Here is an 8,568-nt window from a genome sequence, read left to right as displayed (position 1 = left end):
ACCGAAATGGCCCTCTCGATCCTCGCCTACAACATCCTGCGCGCCATCAACATCCAAACCGCCACAGCCTGAAACCAGAAGAGGCCCCGGTTAACCGGAGCCTCCAATCAGTTTCCACACAGCCTGGGAGAGGCAGGGTTTTCACAAGTCAAGGTGGTTGCGGGGATAGGATTTGAACCTATGACCTTCAGGTTATGAGCCTGACGAGCTACCGGGCTGCTCCACCCCGCGTCAGAGCCGAAGCGTCGGGAAACCCAAACCGTTTCGGTGGCGCTGATATAAGCGAGCTGATCGCCGATGAAAACCCCCAGAATCGAGAATCTTGCGACCGAAGATGACGACACCGTAACACAGCCGCCTGCCGGCCCTCGAAGCGCTTCTTCGGGGAGCGTGGCCTTCGTCGGAGGACCGCTGCGGCCAGAACACGCTGCCGAAAAGTTGCGGGCTTTTCGGATCCGGATCATGCCACCCAACAAGAGGATTGAGCGACAGGACAATCCCGCCCGAACGCACGTCGTCCTAGACGTCGCGCAGCATCCGGCGCAGCACCTTGCCGACGCCGCTCTTCGGAAGCTCGTCGCGGAACTCGACCACGTGCGGGCGCTTGTAGCCGGTCAGATCCGTGCGGCAAAAGGCCTTGACGCTGCTCGCCGTGATCGTCGGATCGCTCGTCACCACGACCAGCCTCACCGCCTCGCCCGAGACCTCGTGCGGCATGGCGACGGCCGCCGCCTCCACCACGCCCGGCATCTTCAGGACCACCGCCTCGATCTCGCTCGGATGGACGGTGAAGCCGGAGACGTTGATCGTGTCCTTCTTGCGATCGACGATGCAGAAATGGCCGGTTTCGTCCATGACTCCGATATCGCCGGTGCGGAAAAAGCCGTCGGGCAGCATGGCCGCCGCGGTTTCCTCCGGATCGTTCCAATATCGTGGCATCACCTGCGGCCCGCGGACGACGATTTCGCCCTTTTCGCCGACCCCCAGACGCCGGCCGTCATCGTCGACGATCGCCATCTCGGTGGACGGCAGCGGCAGACCGACGCATTTGGTGAAGGCCGCCGGACTCGTGGAATTGCAGCTGATCACCGGCGACGTCTCGGACAGGCCGTAGCCCTCGCAGATCGGCGTGCCGGTCAGGTCCTGCCAGAGTTCGGCGGTCTTCGGCTGGACCGTCATGCCGCCGCCCACCGAGAGCTTGAGCGAGGACCAGTCGACGGTTTTCGCCCGCGGATGACGCGCGATCGCCGCGAACAGCGTATTGACCGCCGGAAACAGATGGAAGGGGCGACGCCCGAGTTCCTTGAACAGCGCCGGCAGGTCACGCGGATTGGGAATGAGGATGTTCACACCGCCGGTGCGCAGCGCCAGCATCATGCTCACCGTGAACCCGAAGATGTGATAGAGCGGCAGCGCGCAGACGAAGGTCCGCTGCTCGCCGGCCGGCGTCGTCTTCATCGCCGGCTCGAACCACAATTCGGCCTGCAGCGTGTTGGCGATGACATTGCGATGAAGCAGCGTCGCCGCCTTGGGCGCGCCGGTCGTCCCCCCGGTATATTGCAGCAGCGCGACGTCCTCGGGGCCGATCTCGACCGGTGACAGGCCTTTCGCGCGGCCGCGCCGAAGGGCGCTGCGCCAGGCCGCCGCCCCCTCCACCATCGGCGTCGTCTTGCCGCCCTTTCGGGTCCGCACGAGGTCGACGACCCAGCCCTTGTACCAGGGGAATGCATCGCCGATGGTCGTCACCACGACATGCTCCAGGCCGGTTGCTCCCTGACACGCCGCCAGCGCCTCGGCGACGTCCTGCAGCACGACGGCCACGCGGGCGCCCGAATCCGTCAACAGATGCTCGAGCTCGCAGGGCGTATAGAGCGGATTGGCGTTGACCACTGTCATGCCGGCGCGCAACGCGCCGGCGAGCGCGACCGGATATTGCGGCACGTTCGGCATCATCAGCATGACACGGTCGCCCTTGGCCAGCCCCAGGGACTGGAGGTAGCCGGCAAAGGCGCGGGAGGCCCGGTCGAGCCTGCGGTAGGTCAGCGTCGCGTCCATGAAGTAGAACGCGGGGCTGGCAGCGAAGCGTTCGAAGGATTCTTCGAGCACATCCACCAGGGAGCGATAGGAATGCGGCGCCAGATCGGCCGGCACGCCGTCCGGATACTGGGCCAACCAGGGCCTGTCCATGTCGCTCCATCCTCCCCGGCGTGGTCTGTCGGCGATGTGATGAAACGCAGCTTAATATTTGAAAGCTTTACGTCGGGTTTTCCCGATCGCGCAAACCAGGCCCGCCATCACTGACAGCCGACGCGGGCCAGCACGTCCTTCGGAATGGCCATTTCGCGGATGACGTCGCCATGCCGCCGCAAGCCGCAAAGCTCGCGCTGGATGAAGAAATGATGCACCGCCCGGGCCGCGTCGCGCACGAGCGCCGGCCGTTCCGGGGCTTCACCTGCCACCGCCTGCAGCGCATCGAGCGCGGCTTCGACCCGGCGGCCCGCACGGCCCAGTGACGCCGCCTTTTCCTGCAGGATTTCCGCATCCAGGGGGTTGGAAAGCGGCACTTTGGCGTTGTGCGCAACCATCGCAACGCTCCCTCGACGATCCGCGAACGGAGAATGCCTCGGCTCGGCTAGATGCCGGCGTACCAGTCGTAGCCGATGGCGTCCTCCCAGTAGCCGCCGCGGCCGCGGCCGACCGATGCCAGCGCACTCACCAGTTCGAGACGCATGACGAATTTGGCCTGTTTGTAGCCGAGCTGGCGCTCGACCCGCAAGCGCACGGGCGCGCCGTGGCCGACCGACAGGGCCTCGTCGTTCATGCCATAGGCCAGGATCGTCTGCGGGTGGAAAGCGTCCGCCAGATCGATGCTCTCGTAGTAGTTCGTGCCGGAGAAGTCGTCGGCGCAATGGAGCACCATAAAGCGCGCCTGCGGCTTCACCTGCGCCTCGGCGAGAAGCTGGCCCACCGGCACGCCGGTCCATTTGCCGATGGCACTCCAGCCCTCGACGCAATCGTGCCGCGTGATCTGGCTGCGCGCGGGCATCGCCTGCAGCTCGGCCAGCGAATAGGTCTTCGGCGCATCGACCAGTCCGTCGATTCGAAGCCGCCAGTCGGCGAAGCCGTTCGCGGCGTGGCGCTGATATTGCCCCGAACGCGGCTGCGTGTTGCCGTTGGTGCGAAAGCGCGGCGACATCTCGGAGGCCTCGTATTCGGGCGCCAGGGCCTGTCCGCCGAGCAGGCGCTGCACCCGATAGGCAAGCCACTCGCCCGACGACAGCACCGTTTCCTGGAAGGTGGCGTTGCCGCCGAGCGCATCGCAGCCCGAAAGCGTGAGCGACGAGGCTCCGACGCCGGTGGCCGTCAGAAAATGGCGTCGGGTGAGACGAAGGCTCATGAGCGTTTCTCCTTCGGCAGGCGGTAGCGGCCGGTGATCATCGAGCGGATTTCGTTGATCGGACCGGCAAGGACGACCATCGCCAGATGGACGACGATGAAGAGCACGAGGAGCGTCGCGCAGATGAAATGGATCGAGCGGGCCGACTGGCGGCCGCCGAGGAGATCGAGCAGCCAGGGCCAGGCCGCGTTCATCGCCGGCGACATGGCGAGCCCGGTCAGAACCATCAGCGGGATCAGTACGAAGAGTACGCCGAGATAGGCGCCCTTTTGCAGCACGTTGTAGTGCCGGGCCGCCTCGCCCCTGGGAAAGCGCAGCATGGCGTGATGCTTGATGTCTGCCCAGACATGGCGCGGGGTCGCCTCGTCGCGGCGGGGCAGGAGGTCGCGCCAGACATGGCGGTTGGCGAGGCTCCACACGAGATAGAAGACGATGCCGAGGGCGAAGACCCAGGCGAAGGTCAGGTGCCAGCGCCGCGACAGAGCGAGATTGTAGCTCGACGGGATCGTCGCCCAGGAGGGGAAGGCGCGCGCGTTCAGGCGGCCGTTGTCGTCTCTCCAGACGCCGAGTACGCCGGTGGTCGGCACCTGCAGACCGCCGACGCGCAGGAAGCCCTCGGCATCCTGCGTATGACCGATCTCCAGCCAGGGCCGATCGTAATTGGCACCATAGGAGCCCCAATAGAGCCGCGGATGGGCGTTGAAGATCATCAGGCCGCTCATCAGCATGACGACGAGCGTGGCCGCGTTGATCCAGTGCCAGAGGCGGGTCGAGACGCGGTGCCGATAGACGATGCCGGGCGCCTCTGCCTCGGGTGGAGAAGTCTGGCGATCGACGGCGGTGGTCATGAGACGCTCCCGGATATGGTTTTCGTTGGCCGACGCGGCTCGGCCGATCGCGCCGCGTCGGCGAAAGCGCCAGGGGTTACATGGAGCCCGCATGCATGGCGTCAGCCACCGTCATGTCCGGATGGTCGGCACAGGCCTTGGTCGCCTGGGCGACCATGTCGCCGCCGGCCATCATGCCGTCGGACTCCATTGCGCCCGCGCCTTCCATCATCTCGCCGGATGCCATGCCGTCATCGGATTTCATCGCGTCGTCGGACGCCATGGTATCATGATCGGCCATCATGCCGTCGCCCGACATCGATCCTTGCATGGATTCGACGGCCGCCATCCGGCCATCGGCATCCATGGCGGTAAAGGTCGCGCAATCCACGTCGCCCGCCTGCTGGGCAAGAGCCGGAGCCGCCATCGCGCCGAGGGCGGTCACTGCGATCAGAAACGTCTTCATGGGAAATTCCTCCAAGTCGGGTTTACGCTCGACGCCCCGTCCGTTCTCGGCCGGCAACGACGATACGCCCCAGTCTCGCGGACCCGATCCCCTCAAGAGAAATAGCTTTCGATCATATCTTCGGCGATCGGATGTGACCGCCGGAGAGGACAGCCATGTCAGCGACGCGCTGCACCCTGGCGCCCGGACCGATGCATCGGCCGCATCTGCCGTTGCGGAAGATAAGGCCGGCGAAACAAGAGGATAGCCTCGGAAACCGCTCCGTCTCCGCCGCGCGACGTCCGTCCCCGTCGGGCCGCGAGCGCGACTCGTCCCATCTCCGGCGATAACGAACTCATCACGCCGCCTGACGATCGGTTCACGCAAACCCGAGCGATCGCGATCGGAGAGGCGCCCCATCGACAAGATGGCCCGGCCGGTGAGGAGACCGGCCGGGCCATCATCGTCGCGCGGTGCCCCGGCTTCAGGCCGAGGCGGCATCGGGCATCACCTCGACGGCCAGGCCGCGCACCAGCTCGATCGCCTGGCGCTCGAACAGGCGGCGGTAGATGCCCTCGGGCCGCCGCGTCAGGCTCTCGTGATCGCCCTCCTCGACCACGCGGCCGCGGTCGAAGACCAGTAGCCGGTCGAGGGCGCGCACCGTCGACAGGCGGTGGGCAATGACGATCGTCGTGCGGCCGACCATCAGGCGCTCCATCGCCCGCTGGATCAGCATCTCCGATTCCGAATCGAGGCTCGAGGTCGCCTCGTCCAGAATCAGGATCGGCGCATCGGCCAGGAAGGCACGCGCCAGCGCCACGCGCTGCCGCTCGCCGCCCGACAGCTTTACCCCGCGCTCGCCCACCAGCGTGCCGTAGCCCTTGGGCAGGCGCGTGATGAAGTCATGCGCGCTGGCAAGCCTGGCCGCCTCCGCGATCTCGTCCATCGTCGCCCCCGGCCGCCCGTAGGCGATGTTTTCGGCGAGCGAGCGGTGGAACAGGATCGGCTCCTGCTGCACGATGGCGATCCGCGAGCGCAGCGAGGACTGCTCCACATCGGAGATATCCTGACCGTCGATCAGGATGCGCCCGCCGGTCACGTCGTAGAGCCGCTGCACCAGCTTGACGAAGGTCGTCTTGCCGGAGCCCGAATGCCCCACCAGCCCAACCCGCTCGCCGGCCGCAATGGTCAGCGAGAAGTCGCGATAGAGCGGCGTCAGATGCTGGCCGTAGTGAAACGTCACCCGGTCGAAGACGATCTCGCCGCGCGGCGCCGCCAGGAGGGCGGCATGCGGCCGGTCGGCGACCCCGAGGGGATGGTGGTAGAGCGCCACCAGCTCCTCCATGTCGTTGACCGAGCGCTGCAGGTTGCGGATGTGCTGGCCGACCTCGCGCAGATAGCCCTGGAGCACGAAGAAGGCGGTCAGGACGAAGGCGAGATCGCCTGCATCCGCCCGTCCGCGCGCCCAGAGCACCAGCGCCAGGCCAATGACGGCGGCGCGGAGCCCCAGCAGCGCCGCCCCCTGAGCCGTGCCGTTCAAGGTGCCGCGCATCCAGGTGCGCCGCGTCCGGCTGGCCCATTTGTCGGTGACCCAGGCGAGCCGCGCGTCCTCGCGCGCCTCGGCGCCGAAGGCCTTGACCACGCTGTTGCACGAGATCGCATCGGCGAGCGCGCCGCCCAGCCGCGTGTCCCACGCGTTGGACAACGTCGCCGCCGGCGCGACATAGCCGAGCGACAGCACCGCCGTGAGCACCAGATAGGCGAGCGAGCCGAGGCCCGTCACCAGGCCCATCACCGGCCAATGCCAGCCGAGCAGCACGGTGGTGCCGATCAACATCGCGGCGGCCGGAAACAGCGCGATCAGCAGCGTGTCGTTCAACAGGTCGAGCGCCCACATGCCGCGCGAGACCTTACGCACCGTGGAGCCGGCAAAGCTGTTGGCATGCCAGTCGGTGGAGAAGCGCTGCACGCGGTGGAAGGCGTCAGCGACCACCGTGCGCATGTTCTGCAAGGTGAAGGCGACGATGGTCGTGAACGTCAGATACCGCCCCGTGAGCGCCACCAGCCCGAGCAGGACCAGCGCGACGAACGCCGCCCAGGCGGCGTCCCATGCCACCGCCTCGCCCGGCGCGCCATTGGCGATGGCGTCGACGAGCCGGCCGGAATAAAGCGGCGTCATCACCTCGGCGAGCGTCGAAGCGCCGATCGCGGCCAGGATCGCGGCGGCGCGGAGCCTCTGGCGCCGCCAGTGCGAGAAGGTGAAGCCGAGCACGGCGCGAATGGCGGTGTCGCGGCCGAAAAGAGTGAAGAGCGACATAGTCGTTTCGCGTCGCGCCTCTTCGACGCCGACGCTCCCTGAGCGAGAACTGCGATGACTGATGGCCGACGAAGCCTGCGGCTTCGAGCGGACGGTCAGCGGACCAGGTTGGAGGAGTTCAAGCCCCGCGAGAGGGGGCGGACGCGGCGGTTAGGAACAGGCAAGCCCGTTCGAACGCGGCGCCTCGGGACCGGTTACGAAGACATAGTCGATCATGGATGTCTCCTCCGGTTCGTTGGTCAGGGACACTTGCTCATACGCGCTTTAAGAAAGATGAGCAAGATAGGAAGGACGATTTATTCGAGCGGAATACATTGTGCTCCGCGCTCTGGATGGTGATTTGGGAACGTCGTGATGGGCCGGAAGAAGACTGGCAGCTCCAAGGCAGACGATAGGGAAAGCCGCCACCTACCCTTACGACCCTGGGGTGAGGCACCGGCGGCTCTTGATGTCTTCGCCTTCCGACTTTCTACCTCAATCTTTAAGGATTGGGGTTGACGCCTACGCTTCGCAATATCCGATTGAGCCAGTTGGATAATTTCAATTTCCAATCGCGATTTGTATCGGGCCAGACGGGATAGGCACGATTGTGAATAATCTGGCGCAAGACTTTTTGAACTTCTCCAGCGATCATTCTCGCGTTGATTTCGGGATGCAGCTGTGTTTTGCCGGTGTGAACTGACTTCGACAGGAATCCATAGACTTTCCTCGTGCGCGTTTTGCTGAAACCCGTGTACCCCGGTGCACGCTCCGAGATGCGCCTTGCAATCTGGCTTCTTTCGCCTGGATTTAGGAAGATGTTTTCAAGACAAATCCTAAGATTGATAGCTTTGTTCGCCCAAACTGGATCGATCTTGGTATCGTTGAGGCGTTTTAGCGCGATCCGCATTCTGGCCTGCGTTTCAACGTCGAGCTTTCCAAAAGCCACGATCATTTTTTCGGCGTGTTGTGCTTCAATACCGATGATCTCAGGCCCAAACGCTGTGTGAGGCTCGGGAAAGACGCTGTAACCAATGCCTCTTTCAACGAAGCTTAACTGGGCTGGAGCAAGGGTGGTCGCGGCCAGAACTGGAATGCCGTAGTCAGCGTGTCTGGCGAGGGACAAAAGCAGCCGCGTATCGTCCAACAATTTGGTGCGGGCGGTTTCTTCGTTTACAGCCGACCAGTCGTTTTCTCGATCCTCGTTTTGCGCGCGAACATCCTTCTTAACTGCGAAGTCAGTCGTCAAAACGGCGTCAACGTGCCAGCCAATTTGCGAGCCCCAGCGCCGACGGATAAGATTATCCCGCAGCTGCGATTCTGGCAGATCTTGAAGGTCAACGAGTCGGACACCGTTTGGAAATGTAAAAGCCTCATCAATGTGAATATCATGAAGCAGAAGGACGCGTTGTAGTTGAATTTTATTGGCGACTTGGTAGCTATGCACCTCGTCCAAAGCAGTCTCAGCACCTACTGATACCGCTGAGCCTATGAAGTGACCGCCTTGATCCAGGGATAGTTGCAGAGCGAGATGATGCGCTCAAGATTTTCGGTGGCGCGGTTCCAGGCTTGGCAGCAGGCGTCGATGATGGCGGCCTGATCG

At 64.4% G+C, this 8,568-nt stretch carries 7 protein-coding genes and 1 tRNA gene; all 8 read right to left on the bottom strand.

What is annotated here, in order from left to right; all coding sequences use genetic code 11:
- Window positions 1–154: 154 nt before the first annotated feature.
- The 8 genes from SMD10_RS24325 to SMD10_RS24290 all read right to left on the bottom strand — a co-directional run bounded on the left by SMD10_RS24325 (window position 155) and on the right by SMD10_RS24290 (window position 8,421).
- Window positions 155–231: transfer RNA gene (locus tag SMD10_RS24325), tRNA-Met, on the bottom strand.
- 288 nt (window positions 232–519) lie between these two features.
- A complete protein-coding gene (locus SMD10_RS24320; RefSeq protein ID WP_331688328.1) occupies window positions 520–2,187 on the bottom strand; it encodes an AMP-binding protein in 1,668 nt (555 codons plus the stop codon).
- A gap of 107 nt (window positions 2,188–2,294) precedes the next feature.
- Window positions 2,295–2,585, bottom strand: coding sequence for a DUF6665 family protein (locus SMD10_RS24315; RefSeq protein WP_331688327.1), 291 nt, complete (start codon window positions 2,583–2,585; stop codon window positions 2,295–2,297).
- A 47-nt stretch (window positions 2,586–2,632) separates the two neighbouring features.
- Window positions 2,633–3,397, bottom strand: a complete 765-nt coding sequence (locus tag SMD10_RS24310; protein WP_331688326.1) for a molybdopterin-binding protein — start codon at window positions 3,395–3,397, stop codon at window positions 2,633–2,635.
- On the bottom strand, window positions 3,394–4,245 hold the full coding sequence (locus tag SMD10_RS24305; protein ID WP_331688325.1) for a cytochrome b/b6 domain-containing protein: 852 nt from the start codon (window positions 4,243–4,245) through the stop codon (window positions 3,394–3,396). The genes SMD10_RS24310 and SMD10_RS24305 overlap by 4 nt, the downstream gene beginning before the upstream one ends.
- Before the next feature lie 76 nt (window positions 4,246–4,321).
- Window positions 4,322–4,690 (bottom strand): hypothetical protein, encoded by a 369-nt coding sequence (locus SMD10_RS24300; RefSeq protein ID WP_331688324.1) that lies wholly within the window; start codon window positions 4,688–4,690, stop codon window positions 4,322–4,324.
- Window positions 4,691–5,153: 463 nt separating this feature from the next.
- Complete coding sequence (locus SMD10_RS24295; protein WP_331688323.1) at window positions 5,154–6,986, bottom strand: ABC transporter ATP-binding protein; 1,833 nt, start codon at window positions 6,984–6,986, stop codon at window positions 5,154–5,156.
- 481 nt (window positions 6,987–7,467) lie between these two features.
- Window positions 7,468–8,421 carry a hypothetical protein gene (locus SMD10_RS24290; RefSeq protein ID WP_331688322.1) on the bottom strand — a complete coding sequence of 318 codons (954 nt, stop codon included), beginning with the start codon at window positions 8,419–8,421 and terminating at the stop codon, window positions 7,468–7,470.
- Between the last annotated feature and the right edge of the window lie 147 nt (window positions 8,422–8,568).

Source organism: Consotaella aegiceratis (assembly GCF_036541425.1).
GTDB classification, from domain to species: Bacteria; Pseudomonadota; Alphaproteobacteria; order Rhizobiales; family Rhizobiaceae; genus Consotaella; species Consotaella aegiceratis.
Note: the sequence above shows the minus strand (reverse complement) of the source record. Positions and strands in the feature narration are given on the sequence as shown.